Here is a 20,852-nt window from a genome sequence, read left to right on the forward strand (position 1 = left end):
ACCACGATGCCTGATCGGCAGGGTGTTAAAAAAAGCGTCATAGCATGGGTAACCGTTTAGCACGCACCACCGCTATCAATACCGGCGCGCCACATAGCGCGGTGAGCACACCCAATGGCAGCTCGGAAGGAGCGACGACAACACGCGAGATAATATCAGCCGTGAGTACAACCAGGGGGCCTATTGGCAGGCAAAACCACAACGTGCGGCGAATATCGGGCCCTGCAAACGCGCGCGCTACAAATGGCACCACCAGCCCTACAAAGGCAATCGGCCCGGCAATGGCAGTCGCTGCGCCCACCAGCAAGGCCACGCAGCCTACGGCTACCCAGCGGATCAGTGTGGGGTGATGCCCCAAGCCACTCGCCGCTCGTTCACCGAGCGCCAGCGCCGCCAGTGGCCGCGCCATAATAACCACCGCGATGGCAGCAACCAGTAAACTCGGCAGCACCGCCACAAGATCATCCAACCGTCTTCCCGCCAGGCTGCCTACCACCCAAAAACGAATCTCATCGGCAGCGCGCTGGTCATACAGCAGCATTAATGAGGTGAGCGAACCTAACAGCCCAGAAAACGCCGCCCCTGCTAGCACCAAGCGCACGGGGTCATTCCCCACACCGCGAAAACGCGCCACGCTGAGAACACAAATACAGCCCACCAACGCCCCTAACTGGGCAACCGAAATACGCAGCGTGGCAGCGCTAGCCCCTAGCACCAGTGCCAGTGCTACCGCAAAGGCTGCCCCGGCGCTTACCCCTAGCAAACCAGGTTCGGCGAGTGGGTTGCGGGAAATGGCTTGTAGCAGCGCACCGGCAACGCCCAACGCAATACCAACAACAATGCCAATCAAGGTGCGCGGAGTGCGCAGCTCCCAAACAATAAACTGCGCTTCGCTGTCGCTTGCGCTAAGCAGCAACCCCAGCACTCGCTGCGGCCCCACCTCACCCGCTCCAATCAGCAAACTAACGACGCTCACCGCCACAAGGGCGGTGAGCAGAATAAGCATCCATGTACGGGGAGCATAGCGCCGACTGGCGCTGCTCACTGCGCTAGGTAGTGATGTCACGGCATCTTTCACGGCAACAATGCGTTCTCAATATCATCCAAAATAGCTTGAGCGGCTAAAGGGCCATTAGCACTGCTCCACAGCTGGCCATTCACCGGTACGACCTGGTCTTGTTTAACTACGTCCAAACGGGTGAAGGCTGCGCTTTGCTTGGCGGCATCTAAGGCCGCTTGGCCATCGGCGTTAAGCGTCGCTAAGAACAGCCAATCGCCGTCCACTTGGGAAAGATTTTCAAGACTGAGTATATCGCTATGGGGGTGCCCTTCATCGACCAGACCGGCATCCTGGACCTCTAACCCCACTTTCGCTAATAGCCCAGTGGCGATCAGCGCTTTGGACATCACCATCGGGCCATTGGGCATCCAGCGCGCCAGCACTGCAGTACCACCTGCGTTAGCATCATCAATCGCGACGGCTAATTCGCTAATACGGTGATCAACGGCTGAAATGGCATCTTCGATTTCCGCTTCACGATTGAGTGCCTGGCCATAAAGCCGCGCTTCCGCTTCCCAACTATCGGGCGCTAACGGCTGGGTGTGCGGCACCACGGTAGGTGCGATGCGAGATAGCAGTTGGTACTGCTCTTCCGGTAGCTGAGCAGCCGCCAGAATTAAATCGGGCTGCTGAGCCAGTACGGCTTCAATATTGATTTCACGTACCACGCCGACAATCTCAGGACGCTCGCCACTGAAGTGAGCTTCCACGTACTCAGCAACATTATCGCCACCGCGGGTGGTGACTGCGCCAACGGGGGTAACGCCTGCCGCCAGGGCGGCATCCAGCGCGCCTTCATATAAAGTAACAACACGCTGTGGTGCATCGCTAACCTCAACGTCTCCGTAAGCAGTATCCAGCGTGCGTGCGTGAGCAACGCTTGCCAATGTTCCACTCACTAACGATCCACCTAACAACAGTCCGCTTACTACAATCCCCATCAATCCCTTGCGTAGTGACGAGTAATCCATAAGTGACGCTCCTGAGAATTTATAGCCATGATAATAACGATTCTCAAAAGCACTTGCATTACTATTCCAACGAATCGCACGTTCCAGATGCTGCAACTCGCGTTGAATTCGTTTTCTAACAACGTCTATCACTATGCTGCTTATGCCCCTAAACGCGTGTTCGATAGTTAGCAACACAGCGTTCGATGAAACAAACTCGCATATGGGAACTTTTCTTTTTAGAATCATCACCTCGCTTGATAACCATTTTCATTAGCAAATAAGTTTCATCTCAGGGGATCACCATGCCACGCTTTACTCGCACCGCCTTAGCCAGCGCCGTCGCTCTTAGCGTCTCCGCCACCGCGGCCTTAGCCCAAGAAGCAGAACAACTGGACAATATTGTTGTTTCTGCCAGCGGTTTTGAGCAGGCACTGGTTGATGCTCCTGCCAGTATTTCCGTTGTTTCTCGTGAGGAACTGGAGCGCAAGCGCATTACCAGCGTGGCTGATGCGTTACGTGATGTAGAAGGTGTTGATGTTGGTGGAGCAGTCGGCAAAACCGGTGGCAGCAATATCAGCATTCGCGGGATGCCTAGCGACTATACGTTGATTCTTATTGACGGCCGTCGGCAGAACGCAGCTGGCAGCGTCACACCTAATGGGTTTGGCGAAACGTCTACCAGCTTCTTCCCACCTGTTTCTAGCATTGAACGTATCGAAGTGATTCGTGGCCCAATGTCGACGCTATATGGCTCTGACGCCATGGGCGGAGTAATCAACATTATTACTCGCCGAGTAGACCGCGAGTGGGTTGGTTCTGTAGGTATTGAAAATACATTTAATGAAGATCGTGATTTCGGTGACCGCCGCGAAATCAATCTTTATACCAGCGGACCGCTTATTCAAGACACGCTTGGCATTCAGGTACGCGGTCGTTTATATGAGCGGGACGCATCAGAACTTACTTACACTGACGGCAACGGCAATCCCATTGAGGTTAGCCAGCGTGGCCCCAGCCCGGTAGAAGGCGATGTCTATAACCTGGGTGGTAAGCTAACTTGGACGCCCAATTCAGACCATGATCTTTGGGTAGATGGCGAAGTTAACCGACAGCGCTATAACAATGACGAATGCCAGCTCGGCACATTGGATGGCCGCTCCCGTAGCTGTGAGCCGGCACCTGGTGTCGCGAATGGCTACGCTGACGAGCTGCGTTTTGAGCGTCAGCAAGTTGCTATTGGCCACACAGGCCGCTTTGCATCAGGTACGCTTGAAACTAGCTTAATGCGCAACCTCACAGAAACCAAAGGCCGCACTATTCCTGGTGAAAATGGCGTTGCCTATGACGGCTTCCCGGGCATCGTGGGCGGCGCGCCTCGCGAACTAGAAACCACCAATACTGTGTTAGACAGCAAGTATGTCATGCCACTAGGCGACCACATGACCACGGTGGGCTTGCAATGGTGGGACGCCGAACTCGACGATGGTTTGGCAAATGAAACCTTTGAGCAAACCACCTGGTCGCTCTTCGCAGAAGATGAGTGGTTGATACGTGACGATTTGGCGCTAACGCTTGGCGGCCGCTACGATCACCACGACGCTTTTGGCAGCCAGTTCAGCCCACGTAGCTATTTGGTGTGGAATACCACTCCAAACTGGACACTAAAAGGTGGCGTCAGCCGAGGTTACAAAACGCCCACGCTGAATGCGTTGCATGCGGGTATTAATGGCGTCACGGGTCAGGGCACCATACTGACGATTGGTAACCCAGACCTAGAGCCAGAAACCAGTACCAGCAGCGAAATTAGTGCTCATTACGACAGCCAGACAGGCTTCACCGCTAGCGCCACACTGTTCTATAACGAGTTTGACGACAAAATAGCCAGCGGCAACGACATTGTTGTTGAGAACGATCCGCTCGTGCCTGACGGTGTTTATAGCCAAGACATCAATATTGATGAGGCCGTCACCCAAGGTGTCGAGCTTGCTACTAGCTATCAGTTCACACCAGATTGGCGTTTATCGGCCAACTACACCTACACCGATAGTGAACAGAAAAGCGGTAACAATCGTGGCGAGCCACTGACCGACACGCCAGAGCATGCATTCAATGCTACGCTGCGCTGGCAAGCCACGCCTCAGCTGGACACGTGGCTTTCCGCTGAGTATCGCAGCGAGCGTTACCGTAACCGTGAAAGCGTTAGGGGAGCGCCCTCGTTCGACGACCTAGGCGACTTCAAAGCCTATTCACTGTTCCACTTAGGCGGCAGCTACGCATTTACCGAACAATTTAACGTCAGTGCCACCATTTATAACGTGTTCGATAAAGATTTTGTTGATTATCGCGCTTACGGTGACGGCACTAGCTTTGGCAATGTGTATGCCAATAGTGAAGAAGGACGTCGATTGTGGCTATCTGCACGCTACGAGTTCTAAACGCTGCTAGCTAGAAGTTTCTGTTTACTGTTTCAATGAAACCTTGCTGCCCTGGCCATGTGCCAGGGCTTTTTTACGCCGTAAAGTTGGGCGGTAGCCAACCTCTATGCTGGCAATTCATTAAGTTAATCTCTCGTAAGCGTAAAGCTTAGGTACTATTAACCAACTTCCACGCCCGCTTAACAGCGAATTCGATGTTTATTAGGAAACTGTCTGTTATGACCGCGTACCCGCTCGTCCGCTATCTCGCCTTGGTGCTACTGTTGCTCGGCGGCCTAATACTCTCTAGCGCTTCCTTCGCGCAATCAGCCCCCAGGGTCGAACTAGCCCCTGTAAACCGCGAGCCAATTTATACCGAAACAAAGCTGGTTGGCACAGTGAACTCCCTGGAAGATGCCCTGCTCTCAGCATCCGTGGCAGGGCTTATTATTCAGGTAGCGGTTAATCCTGGCGACCATGTTGCTAAGGGAGACACGTTAATCGCGTTGGATGACGACTTGGCTCGTTTTGACCTAGCAGCAGCGGTCGCCGCAGAACAGGAGGCCCAGGCCACTCTGGCAGAGGCCGAACGATTACTACAGGAAGCAGAATCGGTGGGTGTGGGGCGCAACATCGCGGCGACTGAAGCTAGCGCTCGGCGCAGCGCCGTTAATGTGGCCCGCGCCGCACGCTCGCGTTTAACAGCAGAACAAGCGCGTTTAAGCGCCCTACTGGCTCGCCATGAAATCAACGCCCCTTTTAATGGTGTCGTCAGCGCTCGCAGCGTTAATCTTGGCGAGTGGGTCACGCCAGGGGATAGCGTTGCGCGCCTCGTTAATCTTGATGAACTGCGCGCTGACTTCCAAGTACCCGAAATCTTTTATGCCGCCCTTCAAGACGAAGCGTTTATCAGCCTGCGCGTGGGTCAACACACCTACGAGAGCACTATCGCCACGATGGTGCCGATCAGTGACACCAGCGCCCGCACGTTCCTATTACGCGCCCATGTGCCTGAAGCAGCTGCACTGTATCCAGGTAATGCAGTGGATGCTGTGCTGCGGGCCTCAACCGGTAGCGATGGGCTGACGGTTCCCCGCGATGCGTTAAGCCGCTACCCAGATGGGCGAGTCACCGTATGGGTCGCCACGCCTAACGAAAACAACACGTATCAGGTTACTGAACAGCGTGTGCAGTTAGGCATTAATTTTGCCGACCGTGTGGAAGTTGTCGAGGGTCTCTCCGGTGATGAGCAGGTCGTCGTTCGTGGCAATGAATCGCTGGTCGAAGGGGTCAGCGTAGAGAATATCGCTGTTGAGAATGACGCGGCGGGGAGCGAGTAATGTTTGCAGCCCTACTGCGCCAGCAAACGCTGGTCACGGTTATCGCGCTGATTTTCCTGCTGCTAGGCATTGCCGCCACGCTGCGCATTCCCGTTCAGATGATTCCCGACATTGAAGCCCGCACCATTACGGTCGAGACGCGCTGGGCGGGAGCGACACCCCAGGATATCGAAAAAGAGATCCTCATTGAGCAAGAGCAGTACTTGCGCAATGTGCCGAACCTTACCCGCATGACGGCCATCGCCGAAAGTGGCAGCGCTGAAATTGAGCTTGAATTCCCGTTTAGCGTGGATATGACTGCCGCACTGATTCAAGTCAATAACGCGCTTAGCCAAGTATCGTCCTATCCCACCAATGTGGACCAGCCACGCATTGTTTCTGCCGCTTTCTCGACAGACGCATTTTTGCGTTTTCATGTGGGTACGCTACCCGGTAACCCTAAGGCGTTAGATATCCAATTGATGAGCGACTTTATCGACGACCGCGTTCGGCCTCGCATGGAAGGCGTCGAAGGCGTGTCGGAAGTCGGCGTAAATGGCGGCGCTCAGCGGCAGCTACAAATTTTGGTCGACCCTGGAGCGCTGGCTCAGCGCGGGGTCTCACTTACCGAATTACGCGATGCCATCACCCAGCGTAACCGGGATATTTCAGGGGGCGAATTAGAAGCCGGTAAACGCCGCTATCTGATACGCACGCTGGGCCGCTTTGATGACGCGGAGGCCTTGGCGCAGTTGGTTGTCTCTCGCCAAGGCGATAGCATCGTGCGGCTTGCCGACGTTGCCGAGGTTCGCCAGGGGCAGTCTCGCTTAAGCCAGCTATCGTTTTATAACGGCCAGCCAGGCATTGGTATGGATCTTCGGCGGGAAAGCGGTGCAAACGTCATCGATATCAAATACGCCATTGAAGAAGAAATAGCGGCCATTAACGACAGCATTCTGCGTCCGGCGGGAATGGAAATGGTGCTGACTGCCGATGACGTGCGCTACGTGGAAGCCTCGGTCAGTAATGTATGGAGCAACCTGCTACTTGGGGCGGCCTTTGCAACGTTGGTGATGTACCTGTTTTTGCGCTCTGCTCGCGCCACCTTTATTGGCGTTATTGGCATCCCCTTTTGCACCATTGCTGCTTTTTTAGGGCTGATGCTAACGGGGCGCACGATCAACGTGATTTCCATGGCAGGCATTGCCTTTGCCATTGGCATGAGCGTCGATAACAGCATTGTGGTGTTGGAAAATATTGAGCGCTACCGCCGTTTAGGGCTCGACCGCATCGAATCGGCGTTACGTGGCGTGCAGGAAGTCTGGCCCGCGACGCTGGCATCGACAGCCACCACCATTTTGGTGTTCCTGCCGATTCTGTTTATCGAAGAAGAAGCTGGGCAACTGTACTCTGATGTGGCCATTGCCGTTTCCGCCGCTATTTTTGCCTCAATGCTGGTGGCAGTTACCCTAGTGCCGTCACTGTGTTCGCGCTTTAATTTTTCGATGCGCAACGAGCATGAGGATAGCTCTGCGGCCTCACGCCCTTCGTGGGCTGGGGAACGGCTTGAGCGAATAATCGCCACCCCTTTTCGCCGCGGAGCGATCCTGGTCATCACGGTAGTAATCAGCGGTTGGACTATCGTTGTCCTCACGCCACCCGCCGAGTACTTGCCCGAAGGCGAGGAACCTAAAACCTTTGCGGTGATGAGTCCCCCGCCTGGCTATAGCCTGCAGGAAATGGCGGGAATCGCTGCGCAAGTAGAGGATTACTTTTTACCCCATGTAGACGCTGACCCAGCGGCTTTTTTAGCGGGCGACACTGAGGTGCCACCGCTGGCTTATATGAATATGCGAGTCGCTCCTACTCGGCTATTTATCGTCGCGGAAGCAGCTGACCCAGGTAACATCGAAGCGTTAATGGACGCACTTACCAACTACTACGAACGCTTTCCAGGAATGCGCGCGTTTGCCTCAAAAGGCTCGATTATTTCAAGTAACGATGGCGGTACGCGGAGTATCAACCTGGATATCGCCGGACCAGATTTGGCGACTGTTTATGAAGCCGCCAATAACCTCTATCGAGAAGCCCGCAATGAGTTTGGCAATCCGCGTATTCAGAGCCAACCCTCATCGCTGTCGCTGGATCAGCCGCTAATACAAATTCGCCCAGATTGGGCGCAGGCGTCAGCGCTTGGCTTAGCGGCAGAAGACGTCGGGTTTTCAGTCGCTGCACTCACCGAAGGTGCCTATGTGGATGATTTCTTTCTCGATGACGAAAAGATCGATATTTATCTTTATGGCCCCCAGCTGTCGCTACCTCTGGACCAACTACCCAACCTTCTGCTTCATACTCCTAGCGGCGCGACGTTGCCGCTCTCTGCCGTCGCCAGCATTGATGAAACCATGGACACCAGCGTTATTCGCCGGGTCGATAGTAGCCGCACGGTGACCCTGAATGTCATCCCACCACCTAGTATTGCCCTAGAAGCAGGGGTTGAGCAGGCCGAGAGAATGCTGGAGCGTTTACGCCGTGAGGGGGAACTACCCTCGGCGGTGGATATTTCGATTTCAGGAGCGAGTGATCAGTTGAATGCCACGCGAGACGCGCTAATGGGCAACTTCTTGATTGCCATTGTGATTGTCTATTTGCTACTGGTAGCGATTTTCTCTCACTGGGGGTACCCGCTGCTGATCCTTACCTCCATTCCTTTGGGCGTGGTGGGTGGCATTATGGGTCTGGCAGCCATGAACGCAGTAGGCAGCCTGCTGCCACTCATTGGCATCGCTCCACTAAGTCAGCCCTTCGATATGATTACTATGCTGGGCTTTTTGATCTTAATGGGAACCGTGGTGAATAACCCTATCCTGGTGGTCGACCAAGCACGCCGACGGCTACACGATAAGCAGCTATCCGTTCAGGAAGCCGTGTCTCAGGCGGTACAAACCCGCTTGCGACCAATTGCGATTACCACGCTGACCACCCTGTGCGGGCTTTCGCCGCTGGTATTTTTACCCGGTGAAGGCACCGAGCTTTACCGTGGCGTGGGGGCGATTGTCTTATTTGGCTTGTTGGGGGCCTCCATCGTGACGGTGACGTTCCTGCCTGCTTTAATGATAAGCGTACTGACGCTTACCCAACGACATACCCAGCCTGGCCGAAGCCAACACCCTTAAATAAACGCTTGGGCCACTTAAACATGCGGCCACCTGATCAGGTGGCCGCAACGTTTAATAAAAAGGCTAAACAAGTACTAAAACGCCACGTTGAGTCCTAACCATACACGGCGGCCATCGTCCACATAGCCGTACTCTTCATAAGTAATACGTTCATCAAACATATTATAAATACCGGCGTTTACCGTGGTGCTATCGTTGAGCTTGTAACCCACTCCTGCATCAACAAAGGTGTAGGAAGGTGCCACCACAGAGCGGCTGGATGGGCCGGTAGTGGGCTGGCTCTCTTCACCACGATAACTGACTTTTGTCCATTGACTGAATCGCGAATTAACCTGCCAATCAAGCGTCGCTGAAACCTGATGACGCGGTAGCTTCGTTAAAGGCTCGCCTGCATATTGACCACTTTTTTGTTCAGAGTCAGTGAAGGTATAGCTGGCCGTTAGCGCTACTGCATCTGTCAGCGGCGCTGCCAGACTGGCTTCTACCCCTTGTGTAATCGCCTCATCCACGTTGACGCGATAAGTAGGGTCGCTGCCAAAATCATTACGGCCATCGGTACAGATATCGATAGGACAAGCAATACGAGTAATTTTATCTTCAAAGTCATTGTGGAACAGCGTCAAACTGCCGTTTAAACCTGCCTCGTTGGCGTAGAGCAACGCAATCTCTTTGTTAAGCGACGTTTCAGGTTTAAGGTCTGGATTACCGTAAATATTACCACCGCGGCTGATCTGCCCCCAATCGGGGGTGATTTCACGCAGGTTTGGCGAACGATAACCGGTTGAAACGCCGCCTTTAAGCGTCCAATCAGGCGTTATATTCCAAACGCTGTAAAGACGCGGACTAACGTGACTGCCATAGTTATCATCGTCATCAACGCGCAAACCGCCAGTCAATGCCCAAGTGTCCGTCAGCATCCATTCATCTTCTACAAACAGCGCCCGCTGGCTACTGTCGATTTCAGTCCGGTCAGATATCTTGTTGGTGGTGGTATCGCTCAGCGACTCCTCTTCGTAGCTCGCTCCAACAGTCACTAAGTGCGTGCCTAGTGGAATCACCGCGCTGGCTTTAGCGGTAGTGTTGGTAATTTCGATATCGCGGGATTTGTTGTCGCTACGCTCACGCTGCACAAAGGTTTCGCTGGTGCCCCAGTCAAAGCGGCCACTGTGGGTAACGGCAACGTGAGTGTTGGTGTATTCGCCGATACTGTCGGTGCAACCACCTTTGCAACCCTCAGCAGCGCCAGAGCGCCCTACCCGTGAGTAGCGATCCTGTTCGGTAATGCCAGCTTCAGCAGTGAAGTCGTGATTATCGTTCGCCGCGAAGTTCAGCCGCGCGGTTAGACTTTGCAGGCTTTTTTCTTCGTAGCCGTTCAAAATATCATCTTCATCCCGCTCAGAGGCACGTCCGAAAAGCTGTAGGCCTAATCGCTCACCCACTAACGGCCCGCTGAGGTAGAAATTTGCTTGGCGGCTGTCTCCAGAAGCGCTGTTTTCTTGAAGCACGGTGTCGAGCTGCACATTGCCGTGCCATTCATCAGCCACCTTGCGGGTGATCACGTTGATTACCCCACCGATAGCATCTGAGCCGTAAAGTGTCGACATTGGCCCACGCACCACTTCAATACGCTCAATCGCTTGTAGCGGCGGAAGCCAGTCTTGTTCAAACCCAGCGCTACCGTTCGGGCGTGATTCCCGAGAATTTTGCGGACGTCCATCCACCAAAATCAAGGTGTACTGGGAGGGCATACCACGAAGTGAAATATCATTGCCACGGTCACCTGCGCCGCCACCGGTAACAACCACACCCGGCACGTCACGCAGAGCGTCGGTGATATTTTGATAGTGGCCACGCTCAAGCTCTTCCCGAGAAATAACGCTGATAGACGCAGGCGCACTGGTAATTTGCTGTTCAAAACCTGAAGCGGTCACCACAACATCATCTAGCCGAGGCGTTTCTTGAGCCCATAGGGCACTACAGGCCAACGAAGAGATGGCGCTGGACAATAACGCGCGACGCAAACGAGTGGACATAATTGGGTTCCTTAATGTGAAAGAGCTCTTGCAGTCAAATGCGAATCGTTAGCATTATTATTTTTGCATAATCTTTGCACAAATAGGTTGCACAGCACGTTCAACCAAGCGGAACACAAATGCCAATTATTTGCATTACCATCGTTAGATGTCACAATAGCGCTTCGATTGTTGCCTAATGGCCCCGACCATGTACGATTTTGATGAACTTGCCGCCTTTGCCGATGTGATGACCACCGGTAGCCTAACGCGCAGCGCACAAAAACTAGGGCTTGCTAAATCGACGCTGAGCCGCCGTATTAGCCAGCTAGAAACACGATTGGGCCAGCCGCTGCTCAGGCGGCAAGCCAATCGGCTGATTCCTACTGAGGCAGGCTTGCTGTTTCATCACTACTGCACAGAACTGCTGGCATTGGCAGCCCACAGTCATGAAGCATTGGCAGAACTGCGCGAGGAAATCAGCGGAAAAGTAACCCTGGAAGTACATGGGGCGTTGGCACGAGGTTGGATGGCAGGCGTTGTGGATGCGTTTTTAACCCGCCACCCTAAAGTAGAATTAACCCTTCATACCCGCGAAACACCCCCAACTAAAATGCACAGTAACAGTGTGCACATATGGCTAGGGGCAGCACATGAATGCGGTCTTAATCAGGAGCGCTTGGGGCACTTGACCCGTGGCCTTTATGCCAACCCCAGCTATCTTGCCAACGCTGGTTACCCTCAGCACCCAAGCGAGCTAGAAGAACACGCGTGGATTGATTTACTCGATAGCGCTTCTAGCGGCCTACTGTTACACCGTACCCATCACGATGACTTTCTCTTTCATGCGCCCCGCTCGCGGCTGCGAGTCGATTTAACGGTGCTTCAAATTGATGCCATTGCTTATGGTCAAGGCATTGGGCTACTGCCCCATTGGATGGTCGAAAAACGCGAGCAGCATCATCCTGGCGATTTAGTCAGTTGTTTACCTGGCTGGGAACCCGCCCCACTACCGATCACCATGTTGTATGCTTACGGTCATCACTCACGGCGGGTTAATGCGCTGCTAACATTTTTACGTGAACAGGTTCCCGCTGCTTGGCAAACCCATCACTCCATAGTTAACGCCAATTAACCAATTCACCTTGCCAGTTAGCGGCCTAATTAACGACAATAAGCCGCTAATAATCGTCAAGGAATGGGAATGCTCGCCGAACTTTTTGCCGTGATGGCGCCAGTACTCGCTGGCGCTGGACTGGGATATTTATGGGTCCGCTTAGGGCATCCCTACCCGGTCGATTTTATTACCCGCTTAGTATTTAACATTGGTACACCTGCGCTTGTGCTTGCCTCACTGTCTGGGGCTACTATCGATGCCAGTAGCTTTGGGCAAATGATGCTTGCAACGGCCCTGGTGATTCTCTCTATGGGCGCGGCGAGTTTTGTGGTGGCCAAACTATTGCGCCGCAGTTGGCGTGTATTACTGGCACCAATGATGTATCCCAACACCGGCAATATGGGGCTACCCGTTGTGCTGTATGCGTTTGGCAGCGCTGGATTTGCCTATGGCATTACGGTGATGGTGACGGTATCGCTGTTTCAGTTTACGTTAGGGGCGGTGCTCAATAGCAACGGAAATCCGATTAAGACGTTGCTTAAAACACCCACGGTGTATGCCATTTTAATTTCGATGGCACTGCTGTTAACCGATACCTCATTGCCTGCTTGGTTAGACAATACAGTAGATCTGATGTCTGGATTTACAGTACCGCTCATGCTCATCACACTGGGTGTTTCACTCGCCAGTATTCAGGTAAAAAGCTTACGCTCGGGCCTTGGATTCAGCCTAGTGCGTATTCCTCTTGCCGCTGCAGCGGCATGGTTGATTGCTGGTTGGATTGGTCTTCCACCGTTGGCCCAAAGCATTTTGGTACTACAAATGTGTATGCCTGTGGCGGTATTTAACTACTTATTTGCCCAGCGTGCTCAGCGCGAACCCGCCTATGTCGCCAGCTTGGTTTTCTGCTCTACGCTGCTTGCCCTGGTATATTTACCAATTTTGCTGGCTTTTTTGATGTAGCGATTTGGCTATAACATTCTGATATGTCAATAAAGGGAGGGAACCCCGTCCAGGTTAAGCAGTCACTGCTAGACTTGAACATGACCATCACCCGCTATCACCGCAGGAGTAACGCTAATGCGCCAACCACAAACACAAGACCGCCAGGCAGCGTTAACGATTCTCTCTTACCGCTGGTGTCTGACCGCTATTAGTGGGCTAGTGCTGACAGGCACGCTTAGTAATGTCCAGGCAGACATGGTGTACGAGGCAATGGAAACCGAACAGGTAACTTTTTCGCTTGAACGCGTGGCAAAGGGGTTGAGCAGCCCTTGGGCAGTCGCTTTTTTGCCTGACGGTCGTTTTTTGGTCAGCGAACGCCGTGGACAGCTTACGCTGGTGGATCAAGACGGAAATCAACAGGCGCTTGACGGATTACCCACGGTCAGCCACCAGGGACAAGGTGGGCTTCTCGATATTACTCTTCACCCGGCTTTTGGGGAGGGAGAACACGACTGGATTTATTTCACCTGGAGCAAACCCGACGTCAATAACAGCCGTTCAGCGCTATCACGGGTGAAGTGGCAGGGTGATTCATTGGGTGAGGTCGAACACCTTTTTGAACAGGACCGCGCCTCTTCCCCCGGACGCCATTACGGCTCTCGTTTGGCATGGCTAGCAGACGGTACGCTATTAATGAGCATTGGCGACCGCGGCGTTACCCCGGCCCGTGCCCAGGCAAGCGATGATCATGCAGGGTCAACACTGCGCTTAACAGATACAGGCGGCGTCCCTGACGATAATCCTTTTGTGGACGATGATAGTACCCAGGATGAGATTTATTCCATGGGCAACCGCAACATTCAAGGCATGACGGTGCTTAGCAATGGTGAGCCCTGGGCGAGCGAACATGGCCCGCGCACAGGTGATGAACTTAATCACATCGAAGCGGGCAGCAATTATGGCTGGCCGGAAGTTAGTTTAGGTAATGATTATCGGACTAATGAGCCGATCGGAGTCGAATCAATGCCTGGCATGGTGGACCCGGTTTACCGCTTTGAGGGTCGCTTTGCACCTTCAGGCCTGACTGAAGTCACCAGCAACACGTTTGGAGACTGGCAGGGGCAGCTATTAGCCGGTGGTTTAGCCAGCGAGACCTTGTTACGCCTGCAACTGGAAAACGGCCGTGTTGTGGATGAAGAGGTCATTCTTGACGGCCAAATTGGCCGCATTCGCGATGTGCGCCAGGGCCCTAACGACGCCATTTATTTGCTAACCGATGGTGATCAGGGCAGCCTTTATCGTTTAAAGGTGGTTAATTAACCCACACTAACGTTATCTGAAGCGCTACTCTTTATACTGCCTACATACACTGTTTATGCTGTTCACTGATGACCGGCTGTTATTCACACGGATGCATAATGCGACTTCGTAATTTAATTATTTTGACGGTCATCGTGCCGCTCTTTGTCGTTTTAGTGGTATTTAGCCTGGTGGCCATCAAGTCGCTGGAAGATAATGTGCGTTCCAAGCTGCAGACTGAAGTTGAAATTATCACACGGGCACTGAGCACATCGCTGAGCTATGCCGTCGCTCGTGATAGCGACACGCCGTTAGAAGAAGCACTGCAATCCGCTTTTTCATTTCATCGTATCTATGGTGCTTATGTGTTCGACACCCAAGGCCGTGAAGTTTATGGGCTGGGCTTGGGCAAAGATCTGTTCACACCGAGTGAAATTCAGCAGGTTATCGAACAAGATGACCTCTACAGCAATTACCGCCAGCAAGAAGGTTGGACGTACTACTCAGCATTGATTCCGCTACGGGCGCAAGACGGCACGGTGCAAGGCGTCCTGCAGGTAAACCGACTTAATACCGGCATTGAAAACTATACGGGCTTTATCAGCATTGTGGCGGTGTTGGTGTTTGTGATCGGAGCGGCCGGTATTGTATTTAGCATTTGGTGGGGCTTTCGGCACTATATTGAGCGGCCACTTAACCGCCTATTGCACGTGATGTTACTAGTAGAAGATGGCGACCGTAGCCAGCGGGCTACGGTCGATGGCCCGACAGAGTATCGCCGCTTAGCATCAGGGTTGAACGGCATGCTGGATGCCATGGCAGATAAAGATCGCGACATAGATGCTCGTCGGCAGCGCGAAATCGAACTTGAAAAGCGCTTGCGCAAATCTAAAAAGCTGGCCGAACTGGGTGTTTTGGCGGCTGGTGTGGCCCATGAGATTGGCGCACCGTTAACCGTCATCAATGGCCAAGCTCAGCGTTTAGCCCGTCGGAATGTTATTGGCGACGACGAACGCGCACGCCTTAGTCGTATTCGTGGCGAAGTCGAACGCATTGTCCAAATTGTCCGCCAGTTAATGGAGCTGGGGCGACAACATAACGTAGAGAAAGGCACGCAAGCCCTCGATCAGCTTATTCTGAGTGCAAGTGAACTCGTGGAAGAGGAGCTGGAGCCACGAAATATCCGTTTAGATATTGACCTTCCTTCCCCTCCCCCCCATTTATTAGTCAATGGTCAGCAAATTGTGCAAGTGCTCACCAATTTATTGCGTAACGCAGCGCAAGCGCCAAACGTAGGCCACGTACGTCTTAGTGCCAAACAATACGGGGAAGAGTTAACGCTGTGGGTAGAAGATGATGGGCCTGGCATTCCAGCATCACAACATCAACAAGTATTTGACCCTTTTTTTACAACTAAACCGGTGGGCCAAGGCAGTGGCTTAGGGCTCTCCATGGTGCATCGCATTATTAACGACCACGGCGGGACGATTGGCGTATTTAATAGCGGCCTTGGCGGCGCTGGATTTGAAATTACGCTCCCCCTTAGTGAAACCGCATCCGCTTGAGGAAAACGTTTGTGACCCATCAGGAACACCTTTTACCTTTATTGGTGGTGGAAGATGACGCCGCTATACGTGAGTTATTGGAAGAAGAACTTAACGACGCGGGCTACGATACGCTAGGCGTGCCCAGCGCAGAAGATGCCTTGGCGCTACTTAGCCATACCCCTGTTGCAATGATGATTACGGATGTTCGTCTTCCTGGAATGACCGGCATTCAGTTACTTCAGCAGCTTCGCCAAAGTGGCAGCGAGCTGGGTATTATTGTCATCACTGCGTTTGGCACCATTGACCAAGCTGTCGAGGCGCTAAAACTGGGCGCCGATGATTTTCTAACCAAACCATTAGATCTAGATGCAATTCGCGAAGCGGTCTTTCGCGTCTTAGAGCGCCAGCGCTTATCGCTTTCCCACGATACTGAATTGAGCCACTTCCACGGCATTGTTGGCAAAAGCCCAAGCATGCAATCCCTGTTTCATGATGCTTCTCGGCTGGCTAAAAGCGATGCGCCTATTTTGATTCTGGGCGAAAGCGGTACCGGTAAAGAGCTATTGGCCCGTGCTATCCATCAAGAGAGCAAACGCCATGATGCACCTTTTGTGCCCGTGAACTGTGCCAGCATTCCTGCTGATCTAATGGAAAGCGAGTTTTTTGGCCATGTAAAAGGAGCGTTCACTGGGGCCAACGAAGCGCGCAGAGGTCTGTTTCATAGTGCCAAGGGCGGCAGCCTTTTCTTGGATGAGATTGGCGAAATGCCCGTTAATCTTCAGGCTAAATTGCTGCGCGCATTACAAGAAAAAACCGTGCGTCCGGTTGGCGGCGAGCGCGAAGAACCGGTTGATGTGCGTATTATTGCAGCGACTCACCGAAATCTTGAAAAAGAGATCGAGCAGGAAAACTTCCGAAGTGACTTGTTCTATCGACTTGAAACATTCTCGCTACGCATTCCTCCGCTGCGCGAACGGGGCACCGATATAGAACATCTCGTTTTTGCATTAATTGACAAACATGCCGAAGCGCAAAATAAACAAATTGAACAAATTGAACCTGAAGCGCTGAACAGCCTGTTGAACTACCCCTATCCTGGTAACGTGCGCGAGTTAGAAAATGCCATTATGCGTTCCGTAACCCTGAGCGAAGAGGGTGTATTGCAGCACAACGATTTGCCAGAACGGCTACGCGAGCAGGCCAGCCAACATAACGGCTCGGAAATAACGCCGACCCTTAGTGGCGAGGTGTTGCCCGGCACCCAGGTGCCAGCGCCTGCACCAGCGCGTTGGCCAAGCTTGGAAGAAGTAGAGAAGCGCTATATTCGCAAAGTGCTAGAAGCTACTGGCGGCAATAAGCGGCGTACTGCTGAAGTGCTGGGTATTGCTCGACGAACGCTCTATCGGCGTTTGGAAGATAACGAAGATTAACGTAATAGGATAAACCGGTCACACACCAAAGTGACCGGTTCAGCTTTCTATAAGACGCCAGATTATTCGGTAACGCCCTCTCCTGGCGTTTCTTCAGGCGTGGTTCCATCATTGGCCATCGGCCCCGTGCCCATCGGCTCTTCTATCTCTTGCTCTGCATCGGCGTTAGGGGGTGAATCATTGCCACAACCGGATAGCACACCAGCAACCAGCAATACACTCAGCAGTAACGCTAATAATCGTACAGTAGGTTTCAGTGACATCATGTCGTTCTCCTTCCTTGATTGGTTAATTGCAAAGGCGCTTTTTACACCCACCGCCTCTTAACCTTAGTGGCTATTTGCTAGGACGCCAAAAAAGCATGGGTGGGAAGACCCGCTCTACAAACTCTGCAAAGCCAGTTGTTGGCGCTGGTATTGTTGCCATAAAAAAACCCCCGCGGGCGCGGGGGAAAAGGATGATAAATCGGGTGGAGCAGCCGCAGGGAACAGACAGCTGGGTCGATTTACCATCGTAGGGAGCGTTAACGATTACTGACCGCTATTCATCTCGTCGTCATTCTCATCCGTGTCATCTTCATCCGTAGTTGGCATTGGTTCAGTACCTTCACCAAAGCCTGGGTTCTCTTCAGGATCTTCTTCTCCAACATTTGCTTCTGTTTCTGGCATCGGTTCTTGTGAAGCCGCTGCATCATCGCTTAATCCAGGGTCTTCATTCATAGCGGAGTCTTCTGCCACGTCAGGATCATCGTTCATCATAGGATCTGAGGTGGTATCCATGGCCGTATTGTCATCACCAGACGACACTTGATCCGTTGAAGAAGTGGCATCCTGCTCCATGGTTTCTGGCTGTTCTGCAGGCGGCATGTCGTCGTCACCATTGCCACAACCGGCGAGCGCAAGCGTGCTTACGGTGGCCGCTAACATGCATAGTGTAAGTACACGTGGGCGTTTAGTAACTTGTTTAGCGTGCTTATCCATACGACTTACCTCCCTTCCAACATAAAAGCTGTCAATCGTAAAAACTGTCAATCATAAAGCTGTCGACCAAAAAAAGGTTCAGTGACAAAGACAGTTTAAAAATAAAATCATTACGTTACTTATAATCTTGCATAACTTATGCCTACACTCAGATAAAAAACAATTATTGTTAAAAATCATAAATTTAAATAAAAAAGAAAACCCTCCAATCATTAACAAGCAGTGAACGGACGTGGGTTCAAACTGGCACATGTGACGACATTGGACGCCTAGCACAGGAGGCGTTGTGACACACCTTGTCTACTTATGTATAATAAATATTAATAAATAACCGAACCCAAACTTAAATTTCAATTATGAACCGTTTTGTGTCGCTGTTTGCAGGGAAAGCCATCTGGTCACTAGGAAGCGAACTGAGCAACGACACAAGGCTGCTCATTCACGCAATAGGCATCGCTGATGGACGAGACACGCCCTGTCAAAATTCAGGTACGCGGCTTAAGCAAGGTATTTGGTAAGCAGCCAAAAAAAGCCCTTGAGCTCCGCGACCAAGGCTTAAAACGCCCTGAAATCCTTGAAAAAACGGGTCAAACGCTAGGCCTTTCCAATATCTCTTTCGATGTCTATGAGGGCGAACTGCTCGTCATCATGGGGCTATCAGGTTCTGGCAAGTCAACGTTGATTCGTTGTTTAAATCGCCTGATTGATACCACCGAAGGCGAGATAGTGATTGATGGTGAAAATATTCCCACGCTGGGCGAAAAGGCGTTACTGGAGTGTCGTCGCCGTCATTTTTCTATGGTGTTTCAAAACTTCGCGCTATTTCCTCACCGCACAGTGCGTCAAAACGCTGAATTCGGACTTGAAATTCGCGGCGTAGATAAAGCGGAACGTAAGCACATTGCCCAAAACGCGCTAACACAAGTAGGGTTAGATGGTTGGGAAGAGGCTTACCCTAACCAGCTTTCTGGTGGTATGCAGCAGCGTGTCGGTCTGGCCCGCGCGCTAGCGAATGACTCCACCGTACTATTGATGGACGAAGCATTTTCAGCGCTTGACCCTCTAATCCGCAAAGATATGCAGCAAGAGCTGCTGCAACTGCAATCTAAAATGCAGAAAACCACCGTCTTCATTACCCACGACTTGGATGAAGCGCTCAATATTGGTGACCGTATCGTACTTCTAAAAGATGGCGAAGTCGTACAAATCGGCACCCCGGAAGAAATATTGACCCAACCAGCCGATGACTATGTACGCCGCTTTATTGAAGGCGTCGATCGTTCGAGGGTACTCACCGCCGAAAGTGCTATGCGCCCAGTGCGCTCTACTGCTCGAGAAAGCGATGGCCCGCGTACGGCTCTACATCGGATGCGCGACCATAGTATTGATTCAATATACGTCACTGACCGTGATCGCCGCCTAATCGGCTTGTTAGAGGCTGAATCGGCAAGCAAAGCGATTGATGCCAAGTCAGAAACGATTACTGATCACCTGACTCAAGACTTCCGCAAAGTCCCTCCCGAGGAACCCCTGCACAATCTGTTCGCTATGTTTAGCGATAAAAGCTTCCCCATCGCCGTTGTTGATGATCAGCAGCGGTTACTTGGCGTTGTTGTGAAGGGTGCGGTACTGGATGAATTAGCACGGGCAGGAGAACAGTAATGGATATTCCAAGCATTCCTCTTGGCGATTGGATTGAGAGCGGCTTAACCTGGTTAACAAGCGAGTACTCGTCTGTAACGCGGGGCATCTCTCGCTTTACCCAAACGGGCATTGATGTATTAAACGACAGCTTGATGTGGCTACCTGAATGGGCGCTACTTGGCTTGATCGCACTACTTTGTTTGAAGTTAGCGGGTGTCCGCTTAGCACTTGGTGCAGTGGCTGGGTTAGCCTTAATTTGGAACCTAGGGCTCTGGAACCCGATGATAGAGACCCTCACGCTGGTGGTCTTCGCCACCCTGGTGGCCGTGGTTATCGCATTGCCAGTAGGCATTGCGGCAGCCCTATCAAATCGGCTTTACCGCCTGATCATGCCCATACTGGATTTCATGCAGACCATGCCTGCATTTGTGTACCTGATACCCGCCATTCCATTTTTCGGTATTGGCTCTGTCTCCGCCATTTTTGCGACCGTAATATTCTCGATGCCGCCAGCTATTCGCTTTACAACTCTTGGCATTCGTCAGGTCCCGGTTGAGCTTATTGAGGCCGCCGATGCCTATGGCGCAACACGCAGTCAAAAATTATTCAAGGTACAACTTCCGCTATCACTACCGACAGTAATGGCAGGGATTAACCAGACTATTATGTTGGCACTTTCGATGGTGGTTATCGCCGCCATGATCGGCGCGGATGGCCTGGGGAGCGAGGTATGGCGTGCAATTCAGCGACTGCGTCCCGGCGATGGTTTCGAAGCTGGAATCGCTGTTGTCATTCTAGCCATGCTACTTGACCGTTTAACGCAATCACTACGGAAAACGCGTCGTTCGCAATAAGCCTAGTTAAGACGGGGCTCGCAGCTATCAAAAATACTGCGTTGACCAGTCTACTTGATTCACTCTGCTGGCATCCGCATGCTAATAGTGTGATCTAAA

At 52.3% G+C, this 20,852-nt stretch carries 15 protein-coding genes; 10 read left to right on the forward strand and 5 right to left on the reverse strand.

Features of this window, described 5'->3' with window-relative positions; translation table 11 throughout:
• Positions 1-37: 37 nt before the first annotated feature.
• Both CR46_RS0113450 and CR46_RS0113455 read right to left on the reverse strand, forming a co-directional pair.
• Positions 38-1,006 carry a FecCD family ABC transporter permease gene (locus CR46_RS0113450; RefSeq protein WP_030073734.1) on the reverse strand — a complete coding sequence of 323 codons (969 nt, stop codon included), beginning with the start codon at positions 1,004-1,006 and terminating at the stop codon, positions 38-40.
• A gap of 68 nt (positions 1,007-1,074) precedes the next feature.
• Positions 1,075-2,031 carry an ABC transporter substrate-binding protein gene (locus CR46_RS0113455; RefSeq protein ID WP_030073736.1) on the reverse strand — a complete coding sequence of 319 codons (957 nt, stop codon included), beginning with the start codon at positions 2,029-2,031 and terminating at the stop codon, positions 1,075-1,077.
• Positions 2,032-2,315: 284 nt separating this feature from the next.
• On the opposite strand from CR46_RS0113455, the gene CR46_RS0113460 reads away from it, so the two are divergent.
• The 3 genes from CR46_RS0113460 to CR46_RS0113470 all read left to right on the forward strand — a co-directional run bounded on the left by CR46_RS0113460 (position 2,316) and on the right by CR46_RS0113470 (position 8,922).
• Positions 2,316-4,448: a TonB-dependent receptor domain-containing protein gene (locus tag CR46_RS0113460; protein ID WP_030073737.1), complete on the forward strand. Its 2,133-nt coding sequence runs from the start codon at positions 2,316-2,318 to the stop codon at positions 4,446-4,448.
• Positions 4,449-4,666: 218 nt separating this feature from the next.
• Positions 4,667-5,767: an efflux RND transporter periplasmic adaptor subunit gene (locus CR46_RS0113465; RefSeq protein WP_030073739.1), complete on the forward strand. Its 1,101-nt coding sequence runs from the start codon at positions 4,667-4,669 to the stop codon at positions 5,765-5,767.
• On the forward strand, positions 5,767-8,922 hold the full coding sequence (locus CR46_RS0113470; protein ID WP_030073741.1) for an efflux RND transporter permease subunit: 3,156 nt from the start codon (positions 5,767-5,769) through the stop codon (positions 8,920-8,922). Before CR46_RS0113465 ends, CR46_RS0113470 begins: the two co-directional genes overlap by 1 nt.
• A gap of 77 nt (positions 8,923-8,999) precedes the next feature.
• Here CR46_RS0113470 and CR46_RS0113475 read toward each other — a convergent pair whose 3' ends face one another.
• The gene (locus CR46_RS0113475; RefSeq protein ID WP_030073747.1) at positions 9,000-10,958 is read right to left on the reverse strand and encodes a ligand-gated channel protein; all 1,959 of its coding nucleotides are present in this window, start codon (positions 10,956-10,958) and stop codon (positions 9,000-9,002) included.
• A 190-nt stretch (positions 10,959-11,148) separates the two neighbouring features.
• Here CR46_RS0113475 and CR46_RS0113480 point away from each other — a divergent pair, with 190 nt between their 5' ends.
• From CR46_RS0113480 to CR46_RS0113500, 5 genes are all read left to right on the forward strand, one after another.
• Positions 11,149-12,072, forward strand: coding sequence for a LysR family transcriptional regulator (locus CR46_RS0113480; RefSeq protein ID WP_035536736.1), 924 nt, complete (start codon positions 11,149-11,151; stop codon positions 12,070-12,072).
• A gap of 69 nt (positions 12,073-12,141) precedes the next feature.
• Positions 12,142-13,017, forward strand: coding sequence for an AEC family transporter (locus tag CR46_RS0113485; RefSeq protein WP_030073751.1), 876 nt, complete (start codon positions 12,142-12,144; stop codon positions 13,015-13,017).
• Positions 13,018-13,134: 117 nt separating this feature from the next.
• Positions 13,135-14,319 (forward strand): PQQ-dependent sugar dehydrogenase, encoded by a 1,185-nt coding sequence (locus tag CR46_RS0113490; protein ID WP_030073753.1) that lies wholly within the window; start codon positions 13,135-13,137, stop codon positions 14,317-14,319.
• A gap of 98 nt (positions 14,320-14,417) precedes the next feature.
• A complete protein-coding gene (locus tag CR46_RS0113495) occupies positions 14,418-15,863 on the forward strand; it encodes a sensor histidine kinase (RefSeq protein WP_030073755.1) in 1,446 nt (481 codons plus the stop codon).
• Between the two features lie 11 nt (positions 15,864-15,874).
• The gene (locus CR46_RS0113500; protein ID WP_030073756.1) at positions 15,875-17,275 is read left to right on the forward strand and encodes a sigma-54-dependent transcriptional regulator; all 1,401 of its coding nucleotides are present in this window, start codon (positions 15,875-15,877) and stop codon (positions 17,273-17,275) included.
• 62 nt (positions 17,276-17,337) lie between these two features.
• Here the strand turns inward: CR46_RS0113500 and CR46_RS17830 are convergent, their stop codons facing one another.
• On the reverse strand, positions 17,338-17,541 hold the full coding sequence (locus tag CR46_RS17830) for a hypothetical protein (protein ID WP_035536739.1): 204 nt from the start codon (positions 17,539-17,541) through the stop codon (positions 17,338-17,340).
• A 264-nt stretch (positions 17,542-17,805) separates the two neighbouring features.
• A complete protein-coding gene (locus CR46_RS0113510) occupies positions 17,806-18,255 on the reverse strand; it encodes a hypothetical protein (RefSeq protein WP_030073758.1) in 450 nt (149 codons plus the stop codon).
• A gap of 459 nt (positions 18,256-18,714) precedes the next feature.
• Between CR46_RS0113510 and CR46_RS0113515 the strand changes: the two genes are divergently transcribed.
• Positions 18,715-19,917: a quaternary amine ABC transporter ATP-binding protein gene (locus CR46_RS0113515; RefSeq protein ID WP_030073760.1), complete on the forward strand. Its 1,203-nt coding sequence runs from the start codon at positions 18,715-18,717 to the stop codon at positions 19,915-19,917.
• Positions 19,917-20,753 carry an ABC transporter permease gene (locus CR46_RS0113520; protein ID WP_030073762.1) on the forward strand — a complete coding sequence of 279 codons (837 nt, stop codon included), beginning with the start codon at positions 19,917-19,919 and terminating at the stop codon, positions 20,751-20,753. Before CR46_RS0113515 ends, CR46_RS0113520 begins: the two co-directional genes overlap by 1 nt.
• Positions 20,754-20,852: the final 99 nt, after the last annotated feature.

It is taken from the genome of Vreelandella neptunia, assembly GCF_000712975.1.
Lineage (GTDB): Bacteria > Pseudomonadota > Gammaproteobacteria > Pseudomonadales > Halomonadaceae > Vreelandella > Vreelandella qaidamensis.

What these genes read in the sequence shown, in the direction of transcription:
- CR46_RS0113475 (WP_030073747.1), bottom strand. Translation starts at nt 10,958, where the DNA reads ATGTCCACTCGTTTGCGTCGCGCGTTATTGTCCAGCGCCATCTCTTCG.
- CR46_RS0113510 (WP_030073758.1), bottom strand. Translation starts at nt 18,255, where the DNA reads ATGGATAAGCACGCTAAACAAGTTACTAAACGCCCACGTGTACTTACA.
- CR46_RS17830 (WP_035536739.1), bottom strand. Translation starts at nt 17,541, where the DNA reads ATGATGTCACTGAAACCTACTGTACGATTATTAGCGTTACTGCTGAGT.
- CR46_RS0113495 (WP_030073755.1), top strand. Translation starts at nt 14,418, where the DNA reads ATGCGACTTCGTAATTTAATTATTTTGACGGTCATCGTGCCGCTCTTT.
- CR46_RS0113470 (WP_030073741.1), top strand. Translation starts at nt 5,767, where the DNA reads ATGTTTGCAGCCCTACTGCGCCAGCAAACGCTGGTCACGGTTATCGCG.
- CR46_RS0113455 (WP_030073736.1), bottom strand. Translation starts at nt 2,031, where the DNA reads ATGGATTACTCGTCACTACGCAAGGGATTGATGGGGATTGTAGTAAGC.
- CR46_RS0113520 (WP_030073762.1), top strand. Translation starts at nt 19,917, where the DNA reads ATGGATATTCCAAGCATTCCTCTTGGCGATTGGATTGAGAGCGGCTTA.
- CR46_RS0113460 (WP_030073737.1), top strand. Translation starts at nt 2,316, where the DNA reads ATGCCACGCTTTACTCGCACCGCCTTAGCCAGCGCCGTCGCTCTTAGC.
- CR46_RS0113450 (WP_030073734.1), bottom strand. Translation starts at nt 1,006, where the DNA reads ATGCTTATTCTGCTCACCGCCCTTGTGGCGGTGAGCGTCGTTAGTTTG.
- CR46_RS0113515 (WP_030073760.1), top strand. Translation starts at nt 18,715, where the DNA reads ATGGACGAGACACGCCCTGTCAAAATTCAGGTACGCGGCTTAAGCAAG.
- CR46_RS0113480 (WP_035536736.1), top strand. Translation starts at nt 11,149, where the DNA reads ATGTACGATTTTGATGAACTTGCCGCCTTTGCCGATGTGATGACCACC.
- CR46_RS0113490 (WP_030073753.1), top strand. Translation starts at nt 13,135, where the DNA reads ATGCGCCAACCACAAACACAAGACCGCCAGGCAGCGTTAACGATTCTC.
- CR46_RS0113485 (WP_030073751.1), top strand. Translation starts at nt 12,142, where the DNA reads ATGCTCGCCGAACTTTTTGCCGTGATGGCGCCAGTACTCGCTGGCGCT.
- CR46_RS0113465 (WP_030073739.1), top strand. Translation starts at nt 4,667, where the DNA reads ATGACCGCGTACCCGCTCGTCCGCTATCTCGCCTTGGTGCTACTGTTG.